This is a genomic window from Streptomyces sp. NBC_01454 (assembly GCF_036227565.1).
Lineage (GTDB): Bacteria > Actinomycetota > Actinomycetes > Streptomycetales > Streptomycetaceae > Streptomyces.
In genome coordinates, this window is the sequence record NZ_CP109460.1 from 5931181 (window position 1) to 5953784 (window position 22604).

Sequence of the window (22604 nt, forward strand, 5' to 3'; positions counted from 1 at the left end):
AGAAGAGTGTCCAGGATCACGGGGAAACTTCATTGCCGGTCAGGCAGGCCTCCCCGCCCAGTTCGGCCGCCCGCACTGCTATCTCAGGGTTCATGTAGGGGCGCAGCGCAATCTGACTGTCACGGATTTCGATGACCCTGCGATACAAACGATAGTTCAGATTTGACAAGGTTGAAGTCGGAGAACGTAATACGATCTCGGGCAGTTCCTGGCACATCGCGATCCACAAGGGTGCAAGGCTGCGGTAGATACGGTAGTTGTTCCACCAGGTACCCAGGGGCGACAGGCGGGGCCCCCAGGAAGGCATGGTGAGACCACCAACGATGAGTGGTATGCCAATCCCCGCTCCCAGCACCGTAAGTACCTCCCACTCCAGCGGGTGGAGACCGCACTGTACGCAGATAACAGCCGAAGCTCGGTTCACAAAGTTGATCGAATAGACCAGCGCACCCGCGGCGGCTATACGCAAACCGCGGCGCAGCCATGGCTGCCCTGCGACTTCGGCGTATCTCCAACACAGACGGACGATCTCGACAAGTGCCACCAGTACGGTTCCCGCATAGAGGAGCGAATACGCGGATACCACGGGCTGATGAACGTTTTGCAGGAGATGGTGCATTGAGTGCACCGGCGATCCAGCTGCGGCTGTGATCCACAGCGACAGCATTGTCAGCATTATGACGATGGCGACGATAAGTCGACACCGAGCTTTCGGCCACGCCTGTTCGGGTGCATGCGCCCAGAACGTGAGCGCTACGAGCACTGAAGCGCTGAAGGCCACGCCGCCGAGCAGGTGTATGGCCAGTGCCGCTAGGTTGGGTATGCCAAGCTGCTGGTCAACCGCCTCAGCCACATTGGGGGTTGCCAGTGCGAATGCCGTGCCCTTAAAAGCGAAAGCGGCCAATAACGCGAGCAGCGCTTGGTCACGCCGCTCCCGCCTCATGCCGCGGCAATTCACCTGTTCCGAGGGGGCGGACGCGCCCTCAACCATCCAGCTGCCGGACCTGAGCCACCGCCTGCAGAGCCGCCCCCACCTGGACAGCCCCGAGATCCACGGTGACCTGACCGTCTTCCCAGACTCCGCGCTGCGTGACCGCGGAACCGATCAGGGCCAGTTCGGCAGCCATGTCCCGCAGCTCGAACTCCTCGACGGTCTCCTCGCCGACGACGCCGAGCTCGTCACGCTCCCACGCCGCAACAGCAGCCTCGGCGGCCTCGCGGGACAGGGTGACCCTCAACGGGGACACCTGACCCGCCAACTGGCGTCCCACCTCCGCCAGCACCTGCGCGTCCTGCCGATACCGTACGTATTCCTCGCTTACCTGCATCAGTCGACCATAGCGAGCCACCTGTTCATCCGTAGGCAGCTGGGTGCGTTCGTGTGTTCGCCGGGACCGGGCGCCGACAGCATCAGCCGGTGACGGTGTCCCGGCCTAATGTGGCGTCACTCTGCCAGGGCCCGGCAGCCGGTGGGCTGGACGGGAAGGACGAGCAGAGCCGGTGACGACAACGGGTTCACTAGGGGCTCACATTGGTTTCGCCGAGCACGGATCTCTCGCTGCCCCGCAAGCGATGTGTCCTTGCCGCCATGGGATGCGCCGGGGGGATGGTCCTCCTCGACGAGACGGTCGTCGCGGTGGCCCTCGATCCGATGGCGCGGGGTCTGGGCATGAGCACGTCCGCCATGCACCGGGTGGTGCTCCTCTACGCCTTGTCGCTGGCGGCACTCGTGCCTGTCGGCGGAATGGCGGCTCGAAAGTTCGGCCTCCTTCCCGTCTTCCGGTCCGGGGCCGTGCTCTTTTCCCTCGCTTCCGCGTGTTGTGGACTGACGCCGGCCGGCGGGCTCGCCGTACCGTTCGTCCTCACCGCGAGAGCAGCTCAGGGGGCGGGGGCGGCGTTGATGCTCCCCGTTGCCACGACGGTGATCACAGATGTCTACGAGGAACACGAGCGTGGCCGGGCCCTGGCCACGTATGCCGGTCTGGCTCAGACGTTCTTCGTGGTGGGGCCCCTGGCGGGGGCTTTGCTGACGCAGTTCTTCGGATGGCGTTCCATCTTCCTGATCAACATTCCCCTCGGGGGAGCAGTCCTGTGGACGCTCGCCAGAGCCCGGCTGAGCGATCAGGCTCCGGGGGAGCCTGTCCGTGTCCTGCAGCCGCTCCTCATGACCCTGGCACTGGTCGTGCTCGCTTCGGCCCTGTACCAGAGCGGAATCTGGGGTCTTGGTGCGAGGACGGTTCCTGCCCTGGCCTTCGGGTTGCTGCTGCTGGCTCTCTCGGTCCGGGTCATCGTCAGGTCCGCCCATCCCGTTCTCAACTTGGGCCTTTTGAGGAATCCCACCTACGCCGTAGCGGCGGCAGTCACCTTCCTGGTCCGGGCCGCCCAATTTCCCGTGCTGGTGCACGGTGCTGTCTATCTGCGACAGGCCCTGCATCTGCCGGTGCTCGGCGCGGGCGTGTCACTGCTCCCGTTTGTCTCCGCTCTTGCTGTGGGAACTTTCACCTCCGGGTATCTCCTTGAGCACTCCCGGTCGGTCCGTGTGCCTGTCTTATGGGGATTGGCGGGCGCCACTCTGGGGACTGCCGGCTGGGCGGCCGCTCTTCCCGGGGGCGCATACCTGTGGCAGGTGCCCGGGATGATCGTTGCCGGCTTCGGGATGGGGATGCCCATTCCCGCGCTGAGTGCGGAAATGATGAGTTCCGTATCCGTTGACGACCGTGCGGATGCCTCCGTCCTCCGGCAAACCCTGCGGCAATTGGGCGGGGCCTTCGGGCTCGCCGCGGCCGGCGCACTCGTTCTGGCGGCCAACGATCCGGAATCCAACGCCGTGGGAAATATCAGGGCTTCGGCAACTCTCCACGGATTCGTCTTCGCGAGCATCGTGCTGGGCGTTACCTTCGTTCTGGCGGTCGCCAGGCTGCCACGAAAGCGGACCCCCTTTCCGTAAGGGCTTTCCGTAAGGGAAGGCTGAACCCGCCGGGGGCCTGCGGTTTCGTTTGCCGAGGTGCAGCTCCGGTACGGCTGGGTCGATAATTTGTGCTATGAGCGAGCGATTTGTTCCTGTGCCCGGCAGTGAGCGCTCGGTTGCGCCCCGGGTGCGCCCGGCGGGGCCGCTCGACGGTTCGATGAGCGTCGAGGCCACCGTGGTGCTGCGTCGTAAGGCGGAGGTGCCCCATGAGCTGATCACGGGGCCCGAGACGATTCCGCAGGCCGAGCTGGCGCGGAGGTACGGTGCGGATCCGGCCGACGCCGAGCTGGTGCGCGAGGTGCTGGGGCGCCTCGGGGTGCGGGTGACGGAGGTCGACCTGGCGTCCCGCCGGGTCACGGTGACGGGTACCGCGGACGAGATGGCCGCGGCGTTCCGGACCCGGCTGGTCCGTGCGGCCAGCCCCGATCCCACCGGCGGCGAACCCGTCGCGCACCGTCACCGTGAGGGCCCGCTGGAGGTACCCGTAGAGCTGGCGGGCGTGGTCGTCGCGGTGCTCGGACTGGACGACCGGCCGCAGGCCCGTCCCCATCTGCGGCGGGCCAGGGCGAGGGCCCACCGGATCTCCTACAAGCCGTCGCAGCTGGCCGAGATCTACCACTTCCCGCCCGGGACCGACGGCAGCGGCCAGACCCTGGCGATCATCGAACTCGGCGGCGGCTTCGCCCGCTCCGAGCTGGACACCTACTTCGCCTCGCTGGGCCTGCCGACGGCCCCCCGGGTGACCGCGGTGAACGTCGGGACGGCCCGCAATGTGCCGGGCCGGGCCCCCGACGGTGCCGACGGCGAGGTACTGCTGGACATCGAGGTCGCGGGCGCGCTGGCGCCCGGCGCGGAGCAGAAGGTGTACTTCGCGCACAACACCGACCAGGGGTTCGCGGACGCGCTCGCCATGGCCGTCCACGACACCCCGACGCCGGCCGCGCTGAGCATCAGCTGGGGCGCGGCCGAGCCGTTCTGGACCGACCAGGCCCGGGCGGTCGTCGACGAGTCGCTCGCCGACGCCGCGGCGCTCGGGGTGACGGTGTGCGCCGCGGCCGGTGACAACGGCAGCGGGGACGGCGTCGGCGACGGGCTGCCGCACACCGACTTCCCGGCCTCCAGTCCGCACGCGCTGGCCTGCGGTGGCACCCGCCTGGACGCCGACCCGGCCACCGGCCATGTGCGCCACGAGCGGGTGTGGGGCGGCAGCGCCGCCGGCGGCGCGACCGGTGGCGGGGTCAGCGAGGCGTTCGGTCTGCCGGCCTGGCAGACCACCGCCGGGGTGCCGCACAACGGGAGCCCGCCGGGCCGTGGCGTACCGGATGTGTCGGGCGTCGCCGATCCGGCCACCGGCTATCAGGTGCTGGTGGACGGCCACCGCTCGGTGATCGGCGGCACCAGCGCGGTGGCTCCCCTCTGGGCGGCCCTGACCTGCCGGCTGGTGCAGTCGCTCGGGCGCCCGCTGGGCATGCTCCACCCCCTGCTGTACGCCGGTGCCAGACCGGGCCGCACCGCACGCGGCTTCCGCGAGATCATCGACGGCTCCAACGGTGCCTTCAGCGCCGCCCCCGGCTGGAACCCCTGCACCGGTCTCGGGGTCCCCGACGGCACCGAACTGCTCGCCTCGCTGCGGGAGATGGCGCCGCACTGAGGGGATCGCGAAGGGAGGATCCCGCCCGGCGCCGCCCGGCGCCCTTTCGGACGGGCGGTGCCGGGCGGTGCCGGCCGGTGGGCACAGGTCAGGTCGCCTGGGCCTGGGTGTAGAGGTTCTTCGCGTCGTCGCCGAAGTACGGGCCGAACATGGTGTGGGCCCAGAACTGGTAGCCGAAGCTGTTCACCGAGGACTGCAGACCGGTGCCGGTCTTCTCGTCGAACGAGGTGAACCAGGGGCCGCCGCTGGAGCCACCGGTCATGTTGCAGCCCAGGCCGTGGTCGCCGGAGAACAGCGGGTCCTTGAAGGTGGTGCCACTGCAGTAGATGAGCTTGCTGCCGTCGTACGGGGCGGCCGCGGGGAAGCCGAAGGCGTACATCGCCTTGCTGTAGCCGGAGTTGAAGGACAGGCCCTGGCCGCCGACGACGTCGGTCAGCTTCTTGCCGTCGAGCGGGGCCACGACCGCGGCCCCGACGTCGTAGTTGATGTCCTCGCTCGCCGTCCACTGCGGGGTGGAGAGCGTCTTGGTGGCCGCCCACTTGCCGTACGGGGCCTGGCCGTCGTGGTAGCCCGGGACGAAGACCCAGTCGGTGTGCCAGACGCCGCCGAGCTTCACACAGTGCCCCGCGGTGACCACGGTGCTCTTGTTGCCGCTGGTCACCGCGTCGCCGGAGCAGGCGGCCGTGCGGCCCTGGTAGGTGAAGAACACCCGGCCGGTGGTCTTGGTGATCGCGCCGCCGCCGGTCCACGGTCCGCCGGCCTCGGGGAGGGCGCCGGGGCGGGCGGATGCCTTCGGGGGCCGGGGGAGGGTGGGTGCCACCGTGAGCGGGGCGCTGTGCCGGACCGCGGCGGTGGGCCGCTGCGCGGGCGTGGCGAGGTCGAGGGGCTCGGCGGCGCGCATCCGGTCCGCGGTCCAGAAGGCGTCGAGGGCGGACTGCGGGGCGGGTGAGCGGTGGGCGGGGCGCGTGCCGGCGGCGCCGGCCGGGGCGACGGGGAGCAGCAGGGCGAGCAGCGTACCGGCGGCCGTCAAGGCGCCCAGGGCGGCCCGGGATCTGCGCACGGGGTGCGGCGCCGGTATGCCGTGAACTGCCGCTGTGCCACGTACGGTTCGTCTCACGCGTAACTCCTTCTGCGGGGGCCGCGCGGCAGCTGCGCGCGGCCGTGGGGGACGAGCCGCGCGAGGGCGGCCCGGCAGACGAGCGGTGCGGATCCGGGGTAAGGGTGCCACTGGAGACGGCAGGAGGGCAGGGGTCGTACGCGGATTCGGCGCCCGGACCGGCGCGGTGGCTCAACTTCGCCCGGAGCCCGCCGGTCCTGACCGAAAAGTGCCTCAACCCCGCCCGATGTAGGGCATGTTCGTGGCCATCACGGTGGCGAACTGCACATTGGCCTCCAGCGGCAGCGCCGCCATGTGGACGACCGTGCGGGCGACATCCGCCGCGTCCATCACCGGCTCGACCGCCGGCACGCCGTTGGCCTGCGGGATGCCGGTCTGCATCCGGCCGGTCATCTCGGTCGCCGCGTTGCCGATGTCGAGCTGTCCGCAGGCGATGCCGTACGGACGGCCGTCCAGGGAGAGCGACTTGGTCAGCCCGGTGACCGCGTGCTTGGTGGCGGTGTACGCGATGGAGTCCGGGCGCGGGGTGTGGGCGGAGAGGGAGCCGTTGTTGATGATCCGGCCGCCCTGCGGCTCCTGGGTCTTCATGGCGCGGAAGGCGGCCTGGGCGCACAGGAACGCGCCGGTGAGGTTGGTGTCCACCACCGTGCGCCAGTCCTCGTAGGCCAGCTCGTCGAGCGGCACCGCCGGGCCGAAGGTCCCCGCGTTGTTGAAGAGCAGATCGACCCGGCTGAACCGTTCGAGGACCGCGCCGAAGAGGGCATCGACCTGGTCGGGGCGGGTGACATCGGTCGGCACCGTCATCATCGCGGGGCTCTCGGGGGCCGTCAGGCCCACCAGCCGGGCGGTGTCCGCCAGGGCCTCGGCGCGCCGGCCGGCCAGCACCACCGTCCAGTCGGCCTCGGACAGCGCGTGGGCGACCGCCCGTCCGATGCCGGATCCGGCGCCGGTGACCACCGCGATCTTCCGGGGTGCCGCCTCGCTCCGCAGGGCGTCCCGGGGCACCGGCTCCGTCTGTACGTGCTGTCCGGCCCGCGAGGACGGGGCGGGCAGCGTGGGCCGGTGCGCGGTCGCCGTTCCGCCGACCTGCCCCGCCCGTGCCGTCGGGGTCGCCTGCGGTGCCCGTGCCCGTGGTGTGTTGTGTGCCATGGCGGCAGCGTAAACGGCCGGCCGGCGGCGCACGGGGTGACGCCGCGGCAACTCGGCCCGCGGTGTGGAAGCGCGCCAGGACCGCCGCCTTCGTCGCGGTGAACTCCTCCTCGGTGAGAACGCCGTCGCGGCGCAGCTCGCCCAGTTCGCGCAGCCGGCGCAGCAGCGTGTCGTGGTCGTCGTCCACTGCGGGCGCCGCCGCGCCGGGCGGGGCGAGTGCCGCGGGAGCTCCCGCCGCCGGGGTCTCCCCCGGCGCCTTGCCCGGACGGGGGAGCGGCACACCGGCCGACGGGTGCGGCAGCCGCACCGCGACCGCGGCCGCCGGCAGCGCGGTCGTGCCGCTCTGCCGTACGGCGTCGACGAAGTACGCGGCGACGTCGACCCGTCCGGGGTCCACCGTCACCTGGTACGGGTTGGCGTCGTCCGGAAGGCTGCCGCCGGCGACCTGCAACAGCGGGTCCGCGCCCGCCCGCCCGCAGTCGCAGCCGCAGCCGGCCGCCCTTGCGGGCCGGTTCGTGGGAGATCTTGGCCACGGCGGCCAGCGGCACCGTGAACTCCCCCCTGTCCTGGCGCAGTTTGTGCACCCCGCGCTCGCGCCCCGGCCCGGCCGTTGGTCCTAGGACCGGCGGACGCCCGACTTCCGCCCAAGGGAGGGGTCCGGAACCGGCCGTACGCCTTCCCGCGCGTGCCACCATGGTGCAGCCCTCGAAGACTTGTGGAGAGACCCATGACGGAGCCCGGCCCCGATACGGCCGAGACCAAGGATGTGCCCGCAATAGCCGAGCGGGCCGCGCCGGCAGCACCCGCCGCGGCCCGCCGCACCAGTCTCCTCGTCACCCTCGTCCTCGGTGGACTCACGGCGGTCCCGCCGCTCTCCATGGACATGTATCTGCCGGCGCTGCCGCAGGTGACCGCCGCCCTGCACAGCCCGGCCGCCACCGTCCAGCTCACCCTCACCACCTGTCTGGCGGGCATGGCTCTGGGCCAGATGATCGTCGGCCCGATGAGCGACAAGTGGGGCCGCCGGCGCCCGCTGCTGGCCGGCATGGTGATCTACGTCCTGGCGACCGCCCTGTGCGCCGTGGCCACCAACGCCGAAGTCCTCATCGCCTTCCGCCTGTTGCAGGGGCTGGCCGGCGCGGCGGGCATCGTCATCGCGCGGGCCGTGGTCCGCGATCTGTACGACGGCGTCGCGATGGCCCGCTTCTTCTCCACCCTGATGCTGATCTCCGGCGTGGCACCGGTCGTCGCGCCCCTCATCGGCGGCCAGATCCTCCGGATCACCGACTGGCGCGGCGTCTTCGTTGTCCTCACCGCCGTCGGGGTGGCGCTCACCCTCCTCGTCTGGCGCCGGCTGCAGGAGACCCTCCCGCCGGAGCGCCGGCACCCCGGCGGCCTCGGCGCGGCCCTGCGGACCATGCGCGATCTGCTCGCCGACCGGGTCTTCGCCGGCTACCTCCTGGTCGGCGCCTTCGCCTTCGCCGCCCTCTTCGCCTACATCTCCGCCTCGCCGTTCGTCGTCCAGGAGATCTACGGCGCCTCCCCGCAGACCTTCAGCCTGCTCTTCGGCCTCAACTCCGTCGGGCTGGTGGCGGTCGGCCAGATCAACGGCAAGCTCCTGGTCGGCCGGGTCCGCCTCGACACCGTGCTGGGCACCGGACTGGCCGTGGTCGCGCTCGCCGCGGCCGCGCTCCTCGCGATGTCCTCGGGCGTATTCGGCCACGTCGGCCTGGTCCCGATGGCCGCCGGCCTCTTCGTCCTCATGGCCGCGATGGGCCTGGTGATGCCGAGCACCAACACCCAGGCGCTGCTGCGCACCCCGCACGCGGCCGGTTCCGCCTCCGCGCTGCTGGGCACCTCCACCTTCCTCCTCGGCTCGGTGGCCTCCCCGCTGGTGGGCATCGCGGGGGAGCGGACGGCCGTACCGATGGCGCTCGTACAGCTCTCGTGCGCCGTATTGGCGCTCGTCAGCTTCCTGGGACTGTGCCGCCCGTGGCAGCGTAGGGGGGAGAGCACCGCGAGCACGTCCGGCGAGAGGACCAGGCTCTGAACGCACCGAGACTCACCTATGGCACACCGGCCCGGGCGGGGCTCGACCCGGCCTGGGTCGAACGGCTGGTCCGCGGGGTGCAGGCGCTGCCCGAGGGCCGCCCGCCCTGGTGCCCCGGCGTGGTGCTGCTGGCCGGCCGCGGCCCGCTCGTCGTCGCCGAGGCCGCCGCGGGCTGGGCGCTGCGCTACCGGGCCTACGACCCCGAGCGGGACCGCGGCATCGACCTGCCGCGCGACCTGTGGGAGCCGATGCGGGTCGGCACCGTCTTCGACCTGGCCTCGCTCAGCAAGCTCTTCACCGCCGTCGCCGCGCTCCAGCAGATCGAACGCGGCCGGCTGGCCCTCGACGACGAGGTACGGGCCGACCTGCCCGCCTTCGTCCCCGGCCTCACCGTCCGGCAGCTGCTGACCCACACCTCGGGGCTCGCCCCCGAGCTGCCGTTCCACGACCACCGCGGCCGCGCCGCCCAACTCGCGCTCCTGTGGGCGCAGGCGGCGTCCCCCAGCGGCCGCCCCGGCACCGGCCACCGCTACTCCGACCTCAACCTCATCGCCCTCCAGCTCGTCCTGGAGCACCGCACCGGGCAGCGGCTGGACGCCCTGGTCCACGAGGGCATCACCGGCCCGCTGGGCATGACCAGCACCTCCTACGGCCCGCTGGCACCGCAGGGCGTGGCCGCCACCGAGGACCAGCGGCGGCCCTGGGCCAAGGCGGACCGCGGGATGGTCCGCGGCGAGGTGCACGACGAGAACGCCTGGGCACTGGGCGGCGTGGCCGGTCACGCGGGCCTCTTCGCCACCGCCCAGGACCTGGCAGTGCTGTGCCGCACCCTGCTCAACGGCGGCACCTACGGCACCAGCCGCATCCTCGGTCCGGACGCGGTCGCCGCCCTGCTCGACCCGCCCGGCCTCGGCTTCGGCGTCGACCAGCCGTATTTCATGGGCGAGTTGGCGGGCCACGGCGCGGCCGGCCACACCGGCTTCACCGGCACCAGCCTGGTTATCGACCGCGCCACCGACACCTTTTTGATCCTGCTCGCCAACACCGTCCACCCCCGCCGCCGCAACGGCGGCAGCGCGCCGCGCGCCGCGGCCGCCACCCGGCTGGCCCGCGCGGTGGCCTGCGGCGCCTGAGCGGCGGGGCAGCCGGGACAGCCGGGACAGCCGGGCAGTCAGCGGCGCACCGTAGAATTTCCGCCATGCACGAGGAACTGCGCGCCGCGCTGGCGGGCCTGCTCGACGGCCTGCCGCCCACCCAGGCCGCGCAGGCGGTGGACCGTCTGATCAGCAACTACCGGGGCCGCACCCCCACCGACGCCCCGGTCCTGCGGGACCGCGCCGATGTCGCCGCGTACGCCGCCTACCGCATGCCGGCCACCTTCGAGGCCGTACGCGCCGCCCTGGCCGCCTTCGCCGCCCGCGTCCCCGACTGGTCCCCGGCCACCCATCTGGACATCGGCGGCGGCACCGGCGCCGCCACCTGGGCCACCGCCGCCACCTGGGACGGCCCGCGCAGCACCGTCCTGGACTGGGCCCAGCCCGCCCTCGACCTGGGCCGGGAGCTCGCCGACGGTGTCCTGCCCGACACCCGCTGGCAGCGCGGGACGATCGGCGACGGCCTCACCGTCCCGCCCGGCACGGACCTGGTCACCGTCTCCTACGTCCTGGGCGAACTCCGCCCCGAGGACCGCCGCGCCGTCGTCGCCGCCGCGGCCACCGCCCGCGCCGTCGTCCTCATCGAGCCCGGCACCCCCGACGGCTACCTCCGCATCCGCGAGGCCCGCACCCAGCTCACCGACGCCGGCCTGCGCATCGTCGCCCCCTGCCCGCACGGTGACACCTGCCCCATCGTCCCCGGGGAGGACTGGTGCCACTTCGCCGCCCGGGTCAGCCGCTCCTCCCTCCACCGCCAGGTCAAGGGCGGCTCTCTGCCGTACGAGGACGAGAAGTTCAGCTACGTCGCCGCCACCACCCTCGACGCCACGCCCGCCCCCGCCCGCGTCACCCGCAAGCCCCAACTCCGCAAGGGCCAGGTCCTCCTGGACCTGTGCACCACGGACGGCCTCCACCGCACCACGGTCACCAAACGCCACGGCACCGACTACCGCCAGGCCCGCAACACCTCCTGGGGCGACACCTGGCCCCCACACCCCTGAGGCCCCGCACCACCAGGCCGGCCCCGTCCGCCCCTCACCCCCCCGCCCGACGCAAGAGCGACGAGACACCACGTCTGGCCAAGACGATACGTCTCGCCTCCCGCTGGCTAAACTCGGCCCCATGGCCGACAAAGCTCCCGACCCCTCCCGCCGCAGCGAACGCTCCCGTCGGGCGATCTTCGATGCCGCCCTCACGCTCGTCGGTGAGGTCGGCTACGACAAGCTCACGATCGAGGGCATCGCCGCCCGGGCCGGGGTGGGCAAGCAGACGATCTACCGCTGGTGGCCCTCCAAGGCCGCCGTGCTGCTGGACGCGTTCACCGCCGGCGCCGACGAGGACTACGCCAAGGGCCTGCCGGACACCGGCGATCTGACCGCGGACCTGAAGTTCGTGCTGCGGGCGACCGCGGACCAGTTCAACGACCCGGTGTTCCAAGCCCCCTACCGCGCCCTCGCGGCGGCCGGCGCGAACGACGAGGAGCTCTCCCGCAGCTTCGTCGACCGGCTGCTGGAGCCCGGCACCCGTGTCTACGTCGAACGGCTGCGGGCGGCGCAGGAAACCGGCGAGGTGGCCGCCGGTACCGACGTACGGGTGGCCGTCGAGATGCTGCTGAGTCCCTTCTCACAGCGCTGGCTGATGCGTACCGGCGAATTGACCCACGAGTACGTCGACACCCTTGTCGACCAGGTGCTGTGTGGCCTGCGGCCACGCGACTGAACACACCTCCCGGACGCCGCCGACGGCAGTGAACCGTCGCCGATGACCCGAATTGCCGGTATTGGCCTCCCTTTCGTTCACCCCGGATCCGCACACCGGTCACCCGAGGCGCAGGATGGTGGCAGCATTGATCCCAGACCACCGCTCGAAGTGAGGGGATAGATGGAACGCAAGAGCAGGTTCTCCCAGTGGCTGCGCCGGCCGAAGAGCGGATCGGACGGCGGCGATACGGACACGGGATCAGCGGCTGCGCGCAGCCGCGAGGACCTGCTGCTGGCGGCGGCCGACGCGGGCTTCCCGGTGGCCCCGGCCGCGCATCCCTCCGGCTACGGCTGTTCCTGTGAACGCGTCGGCTGTCCCACCCCCGGCCGCCACCCCATCTCCTTCGGCTGGCAGACCGTCGCCACCACCGACCGCGACAAGGTCGCCGCCTGGGTCCGCACCCTCCCGCAGGCCAACTTCGTCACCGCCACCGGCATCACCCACGACGTCCTGGACGTCCCCGTCGAGGCGGGCCGCAGCGCCCTGGGACGGCTGGACGCGGCGGGCATCGACGTCGGACCGATCACCCTCAGCGGCGCCGGCTTCAACGGCCGGATGCTCTTCTTCACCGCCACCCGCGGCACCCCGGACGACGAGGACGAGTGGTGGCCCTGTGAGCTGGACTGCCACCCCGAGACCATGGACGAGCACCCGGGGCTGCGCTGGCACTGCCGCGGCAGCTATGTGCTGCTGCCGCCCTCGACGCTGCCCGGCGAGCAGCCCGCGGTGAGCTGGCTGCGCGGCCCGGAGCTGACGCTGCCCGACCCGCTGACGCTGCTGGAGTCGCTCACCGACGCCTGCGCCGCGTTCAACGACCGCGAGCCCCACCACCACGAGGCTGTGGCCTGGCCGATCGCCCGCTGAACGGGCCCGCCCGCCCTGCCTCCACTCCCCGCCGTCCGCGCCCTTCCGTACGCCGAAGGGCCGCCGGGTCACCCCGACGGCCCCTTCCGCACCGAGCGGTTTCGCGGACGACGGCTACAGCGGCCGGACCGCCGTCTTCGCCTCGATCCGGTTCAGCACCGCGACCTTCCCGCCGGCGCTCTTGGCCGGCACCGTCACCGTCTGGCCGGAGACGGTGGTGAAGGCCATCCGGTTGGTCTTCTTCGGCGGGCCCTCCAGGAGGCCCTTCAAGGCCCCCGACACCGTGATCGTCGCGCCGGCGAACACCGTCTTCTGCTGGTGGTAGACGGTCGAGAAGAACACCAGCGCACCGCCGTCCTTCGTCCGCAGCGACACCGGCGGATAGGTCGCGGCGGTGTCGTCCCACATGATGCGGACACCGGGGCGGTTGGCGTCCTTCGCGCGCTGCGCCCGCCAGCCGTCGGTCTCCCGGCCGGGGGCGAAGGTGCTGCCCTTGCCGGTGTTGAGGTAGTCCGCGTAGCTGCGGCTCAGCTCGCCCGGGGCGACCGTCAGACCGGAGTCCGCGCCGGCCGGCACCGCCTCCGCGTAGCCGTCCCGGTCCGTCTTCAGCTCCGGCGCCTTGTTGCCCGGGAACGTCGCCAGATACACCGCGCGCCACTTCTCGTCGATGCCGTTGCGGCTGAACACCAGGAACCAGCGGGTGAACTGACCGGCGGCGTTCTTGCGGTTGCTGGCCGCGTTCGCGACGAAGTACTTCGGCCAGCCCTTCTGCTGGGGCACCGTGAACTGCGCGTCCTTGAACTCCAGCGCCCGGAAGCCCGGGTTGCCCTGCGGCCGGACGGCGTGTGCCGCCTTTATCCCGGCCTGGTCGATGGCGAGCAGTGCGCCCCCCTCGAACGAGGGATTGAGCTGGGGGTTCAGCTGACGGTTGGCCTCGTTGAAGCCGTCGGTGAACTGCTGGAGCGCCTTGGCGCCCTCAGTCTTCGACACCGCCGGCAGCATCTCCCTCTCGCCGTGCACCGTCATGCACCCGCTGAGTATCACCAGCGCCGCCGCTGCCGACGTCAGTGTTGCGGGCACCCGGAACGGCGACCTGCGTGTCATGGGGCTCGGGCTCCTTCGGGGCGACCGGGGCGGACGGGTTGGCCGCCGGGGTGGCACGATTCGGCGACACCCTACCGGGGGCGAAGAAGAACAGGAGCGTGGGGATCAGATACAGAGCCCACACCGTGACCTGGAGAACCGTCGGGTCCGGCTGGAAGTTGAAGATGCCCTTCAGCAGGGTGCCGTACCAGCTGTCGGCCGGGATCTGCGCGCTGATGTCGAACGCCTGGGAGGTCAGCCCCGGCAGCACGTCCGCCTCCTGCAGATCGTGGAAGCCGTACGCCAGCACGCCCGCCGCGACCACCACCAGCATGCCGCCGGTCCAGGTGAAGAACTTCGCCAGGTTGATCCGCACCGCGCCGCGGTAGAACAGCCAGCCCAGCGCCACCGCCGTCAGCAGCCCCAGCAGCGCGCCGATCAGCGGCCGTACCCCGTCGTTGGCGGACTGGGCGGCGGTCCAGATGAACAGCGCGGTCTCCAGACCCTCCCGGCCCACCGACAGGAACGCGGTGACCACCAGCGCCACGGTGCCCATCTGCAGGGCCGCGTCCAGCTTGCCGTGCAGCTCCTTCTTCAGATGCCGCGCGGTGCGCCGCATCCAGAAGACCATCCACGTCACCAGGCCCACCGCGATGATCGACAGTGAGCCGCCGAGCGCCTCCTGCGCCTTGAACGTCAGGGTCTCGGACCCGAATTGCAGCGCCGCGCCGAACGCGAACGACAGGACCACGGCGAGCGCGATGCCGATCCAGACCGGGCGCAGCGCCTCCCGCCGGCCGGTCTTGACCAGATAGGCGATGAGAATGCAGACGACGAGGCTGGCTTCCAGTCCCTCGCGCAGACCGATCAGGTAGTTGCCGAACACGTCGGTTTCTTCCCTTCCTTCGTACAGTTCATGGGGCGGCGGCGATGACGTTCCGGCGCCGGCGGTGTCAGGCGAACAGCTCCCGGCCCCACCAGTCGTCCGCGTGACGGACGCCCGGCGGCACCGCGAAGACCGCGGAACCCACGTGCTGGATGTACTCGTTGAGCGCGTCGCCCGCAGCCAGCCGCTTCTGGAGGGGGACGAAGCCCTGGCGCACATCGTGCTGGTAGGCGAGGAAGAACAGCCCCGCGTCCAGCCGGCCCAGGCCGTCCGTCCCGTCCGTGAAGGAGTAGCCGCGGCGCAGGATCCGGATCCCGCCGTTGGAGTCCGGGTGCGCGAGGCGGACGTGCGAGGTCGGCAGCATCGACTTCAGGTGCGGGGTGTCCCGCTCGTGCTTCCGGCCGGCGGGTGCGCCCTCGCCCTTGTCGCGGCCGAAGATGTCCTCCTGCTCCTTGCGCGAGGTGCGGTCCCAGGTCTCGATGTGCATCCGGATGCGGCGGGCGACGAGGTAGGAGCCGCCGGCCATCCAGCGCTCCTTGCCCTTCGCCGCGCCGTCCGCGACCCAGACGTGCTTGTCGAGCGCGGCGGTGTCGGTGCCGGCGAGGTTGTGGGTGCCGTCCTTGAAGCCGAACATGTTGCGCGGGGTCTGCGCCTCCGGCGTCGTCGAGGACGTCTTGCCGAAGCCCAGCTGGGACCAGCGGATGGCGACCTTGCCGAAGCCGATCCGGGCCAGGTTGCGGATCGCGTGCACCGCCACCTGCGGGTCGTCCGCGCAGGCCTGGACGCACAGATCGCCGCCGCTGCGCGTCTTGTCGAGGTTGTCGCCGGGGAACTGCGGCAGGTCGATCAGCGCCTCGGGCCGCCGGGCCTTGATGCCGAACCGGTCCTTGCCGTCCTTCTCGAACAGCGTCGGGCCGATGCCGAAGGTCAGGGTGAGCCGGGACGGCGGCAGGCCGAGTGCCTCGCCGGTGTCGTCCGGCGGCGCCTCCGCCAGACCGCCGACCGCGCCGTCGCCGACCGTGTCCCCGGCCGTCATCCGCGCCGCCGCCTTCGTCCACTCCTTGAGCAGCGCGATCAGCTCGTCGCGATCGTCAGTGGTGACATCGAACGAGGCGAAGTGCAGGCGGTCCTGCACGGCGGTGGCGATTCCGGCCTGGTGTGCGCCGTGGAAGGGGACGGCCGCTCCCGCGGTCGCGTCCGCGCCGGCCGGCTGGGCGTCGCCGCCGGCACGCAGCGCCGCCGCCGTCCCGCCGGCCGTGACCGCGCCGAGCGCCAGGCCCGCACCGCCCCAGCCGAGCAACGCACGCCGCGAGGGCGCCCGCCCGTTGCCGTTCTGCGCGGCGGTGTCCTGCCCGCCACCCTCTCCGCCACCGTCTCCGGTGCCGTCCTGCGTCGTCGTGCCGTTGTCCTGCGTCATCCTGACCCCCTGGCCTGGCGGCGAACCGTTACTTGGTGGTGGCCACGGCGGCGGCCAGCTTCGACAGCGGCTCGGCCAGCGCGTTGACCCCGTCCGAGAGCTTCTTGCGCTCGGCCTTGTCGACCGTGTCGTAGGAGGCGAAGCCGTCGGCGGACTTGCTGTCGCGGTGCGCCGCGAGCAGCGCGCGAATCGCCGCGAACTGCTTGTCCAGCTCCTTGGCGAGCGCCGGGTCGTTCTTGCCGACGACCGGCTTGAGCAGCTCGTACGCCTTCTGAGCGCCCTCCACGTTGCCCTGGAAGTCGATCAGGTCGGTGTGGCTGTAGCGCTCTTCCTCACCGGTGACCTTGCCGGTGGCCACCTCGTCGAGCAGTTCCTTGGCGCCGTTGGCCATGCTGGTCGGGGTGATCTCGGCCTTGCCGACCCGCTTCTGCCAGTCCTTCAGGTCGGTGATGAGCTGATCGGCGAGCTTCTTGTCGTCCCCGGAGATCTTCTTCTCCTCCCACAGGGACTGCTCCAGCTTGTGCCAGCCGGTCCACTTCTGGCCCTTCTCCACACCGTCGGCGCGCACATCGACCTTGGGGTCGATGTCACCGAACGACTCGGCGACCGGCTCGGTGCGCTCCCAGCCGACCCGCGAGACGGCGTACGCCTTCTTCGCGGCGTCGAGGTCGCCGGCCTTGACCGCGTCGGCGAACTTCTGCGCCTTCGGCAGGGTCTGGTCGGCCTGCTCCTGCACGTACGTGCGGTAGGCGGTGACCGCGGCGTCCAGCTTGGGGTCGCGCGTGGCGCTCGCGCCCTTGCCGCTGACGGTCACCTTCTGACGGATGCCGTTGCCCTTCATGCCGGGCTTGCAGGCGATCTCGTACGAACCGGCCTTGACCTCGGCGGTGATGTCCGCGTGGGTGCCGGGCCCGATGTTCTCCCGCTCGGTGACGATCCGGTCGCCGGGAGCGTAGAGATACACCTCGGTGACCTTGGAGCCCTTGTTCTGCACCGCGAAGCGGACGTGTCCGGCGGGGAACTCCTTGGTCGAGAGCTCGCAGCTGCTGTCGGTGGCGGTCACCTCGACCGTGCCCTTGCCGCCGCCTCCTTTGCCGTCGCTCTTCGCGGCGCAGCCGGCGACAGCGGTAACGGCCGTCGCCGCGGCTATGGCGGCGACGGCGGAGGTGCGAAGGGCTCGCATAACGGGGCTCCAAGCGGGCTCGGATGTACGGATTCGACGTACGGGACGATAGACGGTCACTGAGATCGCCACTAAGGCAGCCCTAACTTACGTGAGGCTTACCTATTCCTGCCCGCGGTTTCCCGTGATCCCGCTCTCATGGACAACGGCCCGGTTACGGATCGGCCCGCGCCGGGTCACGGAAGCGTCATGCGCCGGTCAAGGTAAGGACCGGGTGTGCCGGCGGGGTGTGACGGGCGGGTGAGGGCCGGTGGAGCCCCCCGGCGGACCGGTGTGCGCCGGAGGGCGGGGCGGCCCGGGCGCCCCGGCCGGCCGTGCGCTTCACTGTCCGGATGGCCGAACTCGACGTGCTCCGGGTGTTCTGCGGCCCGGAGGGGGACGCGGGCAATCTGCTCGGCGTGGTGTGCGACGGGGCGGCCGTCCCCGATGCCGCGGGACGCGCCGCGCTCGCGGCCGAACTCGGCTTCAGCGAAACCGTCTTCCTCGACGACGCCGACCGCGGCACCGTCGACATCCATACGCCGAGCTCCCGACTCCCGTTCGCCGGGCATCCGCTGGTCGGTCTGGCCTGGTTGCTGCGGAGCCTGGGGCGGCCGCCGCGCATCCTTCGCCCGCCGGCCGGTGCGGTCGAGGTCGACTTCGACGGGGATCTGACCTGGGTGCGCGGACGCGCCGCCTGGGTTCCGGCCCGCACCACCCGGCGCCATGCCTCGCCCGCCGAGGTCGACGCGCTGCCCGCGCCGCCGCCGGGCGAGGGCTGGCTCTACGCCTGGGCCTGGCAGGACGAGGCCGCCGGCGTGGTCCGGGCCCGGGGCTTCCCGCGGCGCGGCGAGAGTATTGCCGAGGATGAGGCGACGGGCGCCGCGGCCATGCTGCTGACCCATGAGCTGGGCCGCCCGCTCGACATCCGCCAGGGCGCCGGCTCGCAGATCCTCACCCGCCTCCACCCCGACGGCATCATCTCCGTCGGGGGGCGGGTGTGCCGTCAGGCGCCGTAGTACCCGTACGACCGCCGGTCGCGGGGAAGGCGCGGTGGCCCGCTAGGCGCTCAGCGGGAACTGCTCGCCCAGTTCCCGGAAGACCGCGCCGTTCAGCCGGAATGCGTGCTTGCACTCGTCGACCACGCGCTGTTTCTCCAGGTCGTCGACCGGCAGCGCGTCCAGCAGCGCCCGGTATCGGCGCTTGAAGGCGGCCGGGTTGGGGATGTCCTCGAAGACGTAGAACCGCACCCCGTCTCCCTTGCGGGCGAAGCCCCAGGTCTTCTCGGCGGTGCCGCGGATGAGCTGGCCGCCGGAGAGGTCGCCGAGATAGCGGGTGTAGTGGTGGGCGACGAAGCCGCCCGGCCAGGTGCGGGCGCAGGTCGCGACCCGGTCCGCGTAGGCGGCGGTGGCCGGCAGCGGGGTGAGTCCGGTGCGCCAGCCGGGCCCGCCGAGATGGGCGAGATCGCGCTCCAGCTCGGCGGTGCGGGCCAGTTCCGGACGGAGGAAGGGGCCGGCCACCGGGTCGGCGGCGAGCGTGTCGGAGACGTCCTCCAGGGCGCGGTAGACGAACCACAGTTGTTCGGTGTAGCGCCGGTAGGCCGGGATGCCGAGCCCGCCGCCGAGGAGATCGCTCATGAAGGAGGAGTTCTCGGCCTCGGTGTGCTGTTCGTGGGACGCGGTGCGGATAACTGTAGAGAAAGGGGTGAAAGGGGCGGATGGTGCGGACGGAACGGCCGGTGCGGACGGACGCGGGCTGGACGCTTCCAAGGCGGGCCTCCGGGGACCGAGGGGGCGGACGGGAGCGGGCCGGCCGCGCCGGGTCGCCGACGCCTGGACTCAGACAACTGCTGAGGCTTACCTGAGTCAGCCCGTTCCCGACGTCCTGTCGACAGCCAGCCTACGCCGGTTCCCGACATCCTGTCGGTAAAGGCCCGCCCCGCTCCCGGTCAGGAAAGCGTGCGGATCTCCGCCCCGCTCCCGGTCAGGGAAGCGTGAGGATCTCGGCCCCGGTGTCCGTCACCACCAGTGTGTGCTCGAACTGTGCGGTCCGCTTGCGGTCCTTGGTCACGACCGTCCAGCCGTCGTCCCACATGTCGTAGTCGTGGGACCCCAGCGTCAGCATCGGCTCGATGGTGAACGTCATGCCGGGCTTGATGTCGGTGGTGTGGTGCGGGCTGTCGTAGTGCGGAACGATCAGGCCGGAGTGGAAGGAGGAGTTGATGCCGTGACCGGTGAAGTCACGGACGACTCCGTAGCCGAAGCGCTTGGCGTAGGACTCGATGACCCGGCCGATGATGTTGATCTGCCGGCCCGGCTTGACGGCCTTGATCGCGCGGTTGAGCGCCTCACGGGTGCGCTCCACCAGCAGCGTGGACTCCTCGTCCACGTCGCCGCACAGATAGGTGGCGTTGTTGTCGCCGTGCACGCCGTTGAGGTACGCGGTGACATCGAGGTTCACGATGTCACCGTCCTTGAGGACGGTCGAGTCCGGGATGCCGTGGCAGATGACCTCGTTGAGCGAGGAGCACAGGGACTTGGGGAAGCCGCGGTAGCCGAGGGTGGACGGGTAGGCGCCGTGGTCGCACATGAACTCATGGGCGACCCGGTCCAGTTCATCGGTGGTCACGCCCGGCGCGATCAGCTTGGCGGCCTCCGCCATCGCCTGCGCGGCGATCCGGCCGGCGATCCGCATCTTCTCGATCGTTTCGGCATCCTGCACCTCGGGCCCCGTGTACGGGGTGGGCGCGTCCTTCCCGACGTACTCGGGGCGCGGGATCGAGGCAGGGACGGGGCGGGTGGGGGAGATCTTCCCCGGGGCAAGGAGTGACTGGCCAGACATGTCAGCGAGTGTATCCGCGGGCCGTCGGGCAGGATGGTGGCACAAAACATCCACAGGAGGCGGCAATGGCGCTGTTCAAGAGGCGTACGGTCGGCAAGCCGGGCGAGTGGTTCTACTGCCTCAAGCACCAGACGGTCGAAGAAGGGCCGGAGTGCCGCGCCGCCGACCGCTTCGGTCCGTACGACACCCGCGAGGAGGCGTCGCACGCCATGGAGACCGCCCGCGAGCGGAATCTGGAGTGGGAGACCGACCCGAAGTGGCACGACAAGAGCGCGGGGCAGGGGACGGGCGGCGGGGAGGACGAGTAGCCGCGTAGCGGCCGGGCGGCGGGGCTCCTGCCACCCGGGCTCGTCCGGCCTCAGACCGGTGCCGGGTCCGTGTCCTGGGCGTCCGCCCCGGGTCGGCCCTGGTCAGCGGCCCGGTCACCGGCCCGGCCGTCCGCCGGGGCGTCCGCCGCGGAGGCCCGGCGCTCCCGCATCCGCCGGGCGTGCTCGTCGGTCCTGGCGTCGTACGCCCTCAGCTTCGGCAGCCCCAGGGCCAGCAGCCCGACGCCCGCGAAGCACAGCAGACCGCCCGCCGACACCGCCGCCCGCACGCCCGTCAGCGCCGCCATCCCGCCGACCCGCACCTGGCCCAGCTGCGGGCCCGACGCGTACGACAGCAGCTCGATGCCGGCCAGCCGGCCGCGCAGCTCGTCGGGGATGGTCTGGTTCCACATCGCCGAGCGGAAGATGCCGCTGACCATGTCGAAGGCGCCGGCCAGGGTCAGCAGGAGCAGCACCGCCCAGACCTGCCGCAGCTGCCCGGCGGCGGCGATCGCCAGGCCCCAGCCGGCGGCCGCCAGCACGATCGCCCGGCCCTGCCGGTGGACCCGCCCGGTCCAGCCGCTGGTCAGGCTCACCAGCAGGGAGCCGGCCGGCAGCGCCGCGTACATCAGCCCCAGCGACCAGGGCGCGTGGAGGTCATCGGCGAGGAACGGGAAGATCGCCAGCGGGAAGGCGAAGAGCATCGCGATCACGTCGACGGCGTAGGTGCCGAGCAGCTCCTTGCGGCTCCAGGCATAGCGCGCGCCCTCAGCGATCCCGCGCAGCGAGGGTTTCTCGGCGTCGTGCGAGGCGGGTGACGGCGCCAGCTTGCGGGAGAGCAGCACCGAGAGCACGAAGGTGACCGCATCGATGGCGTACGCCCAGCGCAGTCCGGCAAGGGCGAGCAGTCCGCCGGCCAGGGCCGGTCCGGCGATGGCGCCGATCTGCCAGCGCAGCGCGTTGAGTGCGGCGGCCGCGGCGAGCTGGTCGTGCCGCACGATCCGCGGCACGATCGCGTCCAGGGCCGGCCGCTGCAGCCCGGTCAGCGCGCTGGACAGCGCGGCCGCCGCGTACAGCGGCCACACCAGCGGGTGCGGCAGCAGGCTGTTGACCAGCAGCAGCGCGGAGATCAGGCCGAGTGCCAGCTCGCTGCCGACGATCAGCCGGCGGCGGTCCACGGAGTCGGCGAGCGCACCGCCGTAGAGACCGAAGACCAGCAGCGGGACCAGCTCCACCGCGCCCAGCGCACCGACCGCGAGGGTGGAGCCGGTCAGCTCCTTGAGCTGGAGCGGCAGCGCCACGACGGTCAGGAAGGTGCCGAAGACCGTGATCGCGCCCGCGCACCACAGCAGCCGGAAGTCGCGCGAGGTGCGCCAGGGCGCCAGATCCGGCAGCAGCGCGGTCAGGCGCCGGCGGGCAGTGGGCGAGGGGGAGTCACGTGGGGGGCCGTCCGAAGTCACCGCAGCACCCTCGCCCGCGGGCACAAGGTGGCGCAAAGGGTTTTTTCCGGCCGTGCGCGGCCGGGCGGAGGGCTACCAGCGCGGGGGCGGCGGGGCGGTCAACTGGTCGGCGAGGCGGGCCAGCCGGTCCCGGAACCGGCGGCGGCCGCGGGACGGCGGCAGGCAGTTCTCCCCGGCGGCCGCGCTCACCAGATGCTGGACGGTGTCGAGGTCGAGGTCCGGCGAGGCCGCGGAGGCGCCGGCGGGCGGAGCCGGGGGAGCGGCGAGCGCGTCATGGGCCAGGGCGTGCAGATCGCGGTCGCCGCCGTCCAGGGCGAGCACCGTCGCGCCGTTGCGGCGGGCGTCGTGCACCCGCTCCAGCAGCCCGGCGCCCGGTGCCCCCGGCGCGACGACCAGCAGCGTCTCGCCCCGCCCGGCCGCCTCCAGCCGGCCCAGCCCGACCGCCAGATGGGCCGGTGCCCCGCCCGGGACGCGATGGCGCACCAGGGTCGGGGACAGCTCCGGCAGGCCCGACCAGGCGGCCTCGTCGTCGAGGTGGGCGGCCAGGTGCCAGGGCTCGTACGCGGTACTGCCGACCAGCAGCAGCCCGCCGCGGTGCGGGGCGACGGAGGACCGCAGCGCCCCGGCGAAGCGGCGGGTGGCCTGCACCCACTCGGTCCCGGCGAGGACTTCACGCAGCAAGGCGACGCGTACGGCATCCATGGCCCGGCATCCTGCCGCACCACGGCGCGCCACG

The 22604-nt window shown here is 71.9% G+C and carries 21 protein-coding genes and 1 pseudogene; 9 read left to right on the top strand and 13 right to left on the bottom strand.

Annotation, left to right across the window (positions count from 1 at the left end; genetic code table 11):
- Window positions 1–16: 16 nt before the first annotated feature.
- Both OIU81_RS26290 and OIU81_RS26295 read right to left on the bottom strand, forming a co-directional pair.
- The gene (locus OIU81_RS26290; protein WP_329151625.1) at window positions 17–991 is read right to left on the bottom strand and encodes an MAB_1171c family putative transporter; all 975 of its coding nucleotides are present in this window, start codon (window positions 989–991) and stop codon (window positions 17–19) included.
- Entirely contained in the window at window positions 984–1328 is a 345-nt protein-coding gene (locus tag OIU81_RS26295) for a hypothetical protein (protein WP_329151628.1), read from the bottom strand. The genes OIU81_RS26290 and OIU81_RS26295 overlap by 8 nt, the downstream gene beginning before the upstream one ends.
- 278 nt (window positions 1329–1606) lie before the next feature.
- Here OIU81_RS26295 and OIU81_RS26300 point away from each other — a divergent pair, with 278 nt between their 5' ends.
- Together OIU81_RS26300 and OIU81_RS26305 are read left to right on the top strand one after the other, a co-directional pair.
- Window positions 1607–2947, top strand: coding sequence for an MFS transporter (locus OIU81_RS26300; RefSeq protein ID WP_329151630.1), 1341 nt, complete (start codon window positions 1607–1609; stop codon window positions 2945–2947).
- 94 nt (window positions 2948–3041) lie between these two features.
- Entirely contained in the window at window positions 3042–4619 is a 1578-nt protein-coding gene (locus OIU81_RS26305; protein ID WP_329151632.1) for a S53 family peptidase, read from the top strand.
- 88 nt (window positions 4620–4707) lie between these two features.
- Here the strand turns inward: OIU81_RS26305 and OIU81_RS26310 are convergent, their stop codons facing one another.
- From OIU81_RS26310 to OIU81_RS26325, 3 genes and pseudogenes are all read right to left on the bottom strand, one after another.
- Window positions 4708–5736 carry a trypsin-like serine peptidase gene (locus OIU81_RS26310; protein WP_329151635.1) on the bottom strand — a complete coding sequence of 343 codons (1029 nt, stop codon included), beginning with the start codon at window positions 5734–5736 and terminating at the stop codon, window positions 4708–4710.
- A gap of 213 nt (window positions 5737–5949) precedes the next feature.
- Window positions 5950–6885 (bottom strand): SDR family oxidoreductase, encoded by a 936-nt coding sequence (locus OIU81_RS26315; RefSeq protein WP_329151637.1) that lies wholly within the window; start codon window positions 6883–6885, stop codon window positions 5950–5952.
- Window positions 6886–7397: 512 nt separating this feature from the next.
- A pseudogene (locus OIU81_RS26325) lies at window positions 7398–7580 on the bottom strand (hypothetical protein); the annotation flags it as partial.
- Between the two features lie 32 nt (window positions 7581–7612).
- Here OIU81_RS26325 and OIU81_RS26330 point away from each other — a divergent pair.
- The 5 genes from OIU81_RS26330 (at window position 7613) to OIU81_RS26350 (ending at window position 12714) form a co-directional block, all read left to right on the top strand.
- Window positions 7613–8935, top strand: a complete 1323-nt coding sequence (locus OIU81_RS26330) for a multidrug effflux MFS transporter (protein ID WP_329151640.1) — start codon at window positions 7613–7615, stop codon at window positions 8933–8935.
- A 77-nt stretch (window positions 8936–9012) separates the two neighbouring features.
- On the top strand, window positions 9013–10068 hold the full coding sequence (locus tag OIU81_RS26335) for a serine hydrolase domain-containing protein (protein ID WP_329151642.1): 1056 nt from the start codon (window positions 9013–9015) through the stop codon (window positions 10066–10068).
- Window positions 10069–10133: 65 nt separating this feature from the next.
- Complete coding sequence (locus OIU81_RS26340; protein WP_329151644.1) at window positions 10134–11090, top strand: small ribosomal subunit Rsm22 family protein; 957 nt, start codon at window positions 10134–10136, stop codon at window positions 11088–11090.
- Window positions 11091–11211: 121 nt separating this feature from the next.
- Window positions 11212–11808: a TetR/AcrR family transcriptional regulator gene (locus OIU81_RS26345; RefSeq protein WP_329151646.1), complete on the top strand. Its 597-nt coding sequence runs from the start codon at window positions 11212–11214 to the stop codon at window positions 11806–11808.
- A gap of 162 nt (window positions 11809–11970) precedes the next feature.
- Window positions 11971–12714, top strand: coding sequence for a bifunctional DNA primase/polymerase (locus OIU81_RS26350; protein WP_329151648.1), 744 nt, complete (start codon window positions 11971–11973; stop codon window positions 12712–12714).
- 114 nt (window positions 12715–12828) lie between these two features.
- Here OIU81_RS26350 and OIU81_RS26355 read toward each other — a convergent pair whose 3' ends face one another.
- The 4 genes from OIU81_RS26355 to efeO all read right to left on the bottom strand — a co-directional run bounded on the left by OIU81_RS26355 (window position 12829) and on the right by efeO (window position 17283).
- Entirely contained in the window at window positions 12829–13704 is an 876-nt protein-coding gene (locus OIU81_RS26355; protein ID WP_329151650.1) for a hypothetical protein, read from the bottom strand.
- A complete protein-coding gene (gene efeU, locus OIU81_RS26360) occupies window positions 13691–14683 on the bottom strand; it encodes an iron uptake transporter permease EfeU (RefSeq protein ID WP_329151652.1) in 993 nt (330 codons plus the stop codon). Before efeU ends, OIU81_RS26355 begins: the two co-directional genes overlap by 14 nt.
- A gap of 67 nt (window positions 14684–14750) precedes the next feature.
- Window positions 14751–16100, bottom strand: coding sequence for an iron uptake transporter deferrochelatase/peroxidase subunit (gene efeB / locus OIU81_RS26365; RefSeq protein ID WP_329151653.1), 1350 nt, complete (start codon window positions 16098–16100; stop codon window positions 14751–14753).
- 28 nt (window positions 16101–16128) lie between these two features.
- Window positions 16129–17283 (bottom strand): iron uptake system protein EfeO, encoded by a 1155-nt coding sequence (efeO, locus tag OIU81_RS26370; protein ID WP_329151654.1) that lies wholly within the window; start codon window positions 17281–17283, stop codon window positions 16129–16131.
- Between the two features lie 332 nt (window positions 17284–17615).
- Between efeO and OIU81_RS26375 the strand changes: the two genes are divergently transcribed.
- Entirely contained in the window at window positions 17616–18281 is a 666-nt protein-coding gene (locus OIU81_RS26375; protein ID WP_329151655.1) for a PhzF family phenazine biosynthesis protein, read from the top strand.
- A gap of 42 nt (window positions 18282–18323) precedes the next feature.
- Here OIU81_RS26375 and OIU81_RS26380 read toward each other — a convergent pair whose 3' ends face one another.
- Window positions 18324–19031: a biliverdin-producing heme oxygenase gene (locus OIU81_RS26380; protein ID WP_329151657.1), complete on the bottom strand. Its 708-nt coding sequence runs from the start codon at window positions 19029–19031 to the stop codon at window positions 18324–18326.
- A 214-nt stretch (window positions 19032–19245) separates the two neighbouring features.
- On the bottom strand, window positions 19246–20103 hold the full coding sequence (gene map, locus OIU81_RS26385) for a type I methionyl aminopeptidase (RefSeq protein WP_329151659.1): 858 nt from the start codon (window positions 20101–20103) through the stop codon (window positions 19246–19248).
- 65 nt (window positions 20104–20168) lie between these two features.
- Between map and OIU81_RS26390 the strand changes: the two genes are divergently transcribed.
- On the top strand, window positions 20169–20411 hold the full coding sequence (locus tag OIU81_RS26390) for a hypothetical protein (RefSeq protein ID WP_329151661.1): 243 nt from the start codon (window positions 20169–20171) through the stop codon (window positions 20409–20411).
- Window positions 20412–20461: 50 nt separating this feature from the next.
- On the opposite strand, the gene OIU81_RS26395 is transcribed toward OIU81_RS26390, so the two are convergent.
- Both OIU81_RS26395 and OIU81_RS26400 read right to left on the bottom strand, forming a co-directional pair.
- Window positions 20462–21868, bottom strand: a complete 1407-nt coding sequence (locus OIU81_RS26395; RefSeq protein WP_443074049.1) for an MFS transporter — start codon at window positions 21866–21868, stop codon at window positions 20462–20464.
- A 72-nt stretch (window positions 21869–21940) separates the two neighbouring features.
- Complete coding sequence (locus tag OIU81_RS26400; RefSeq protein WP_329151664.1) at window positions 21941–22570, bottom strand: hypothetical protein; 630 nt, start codon at window positions 22568–22570, stop codon at window positions 21941–21943.
- Between the last annotated feature and the right edge of the window lie 34 nt (window positions 22571–22604).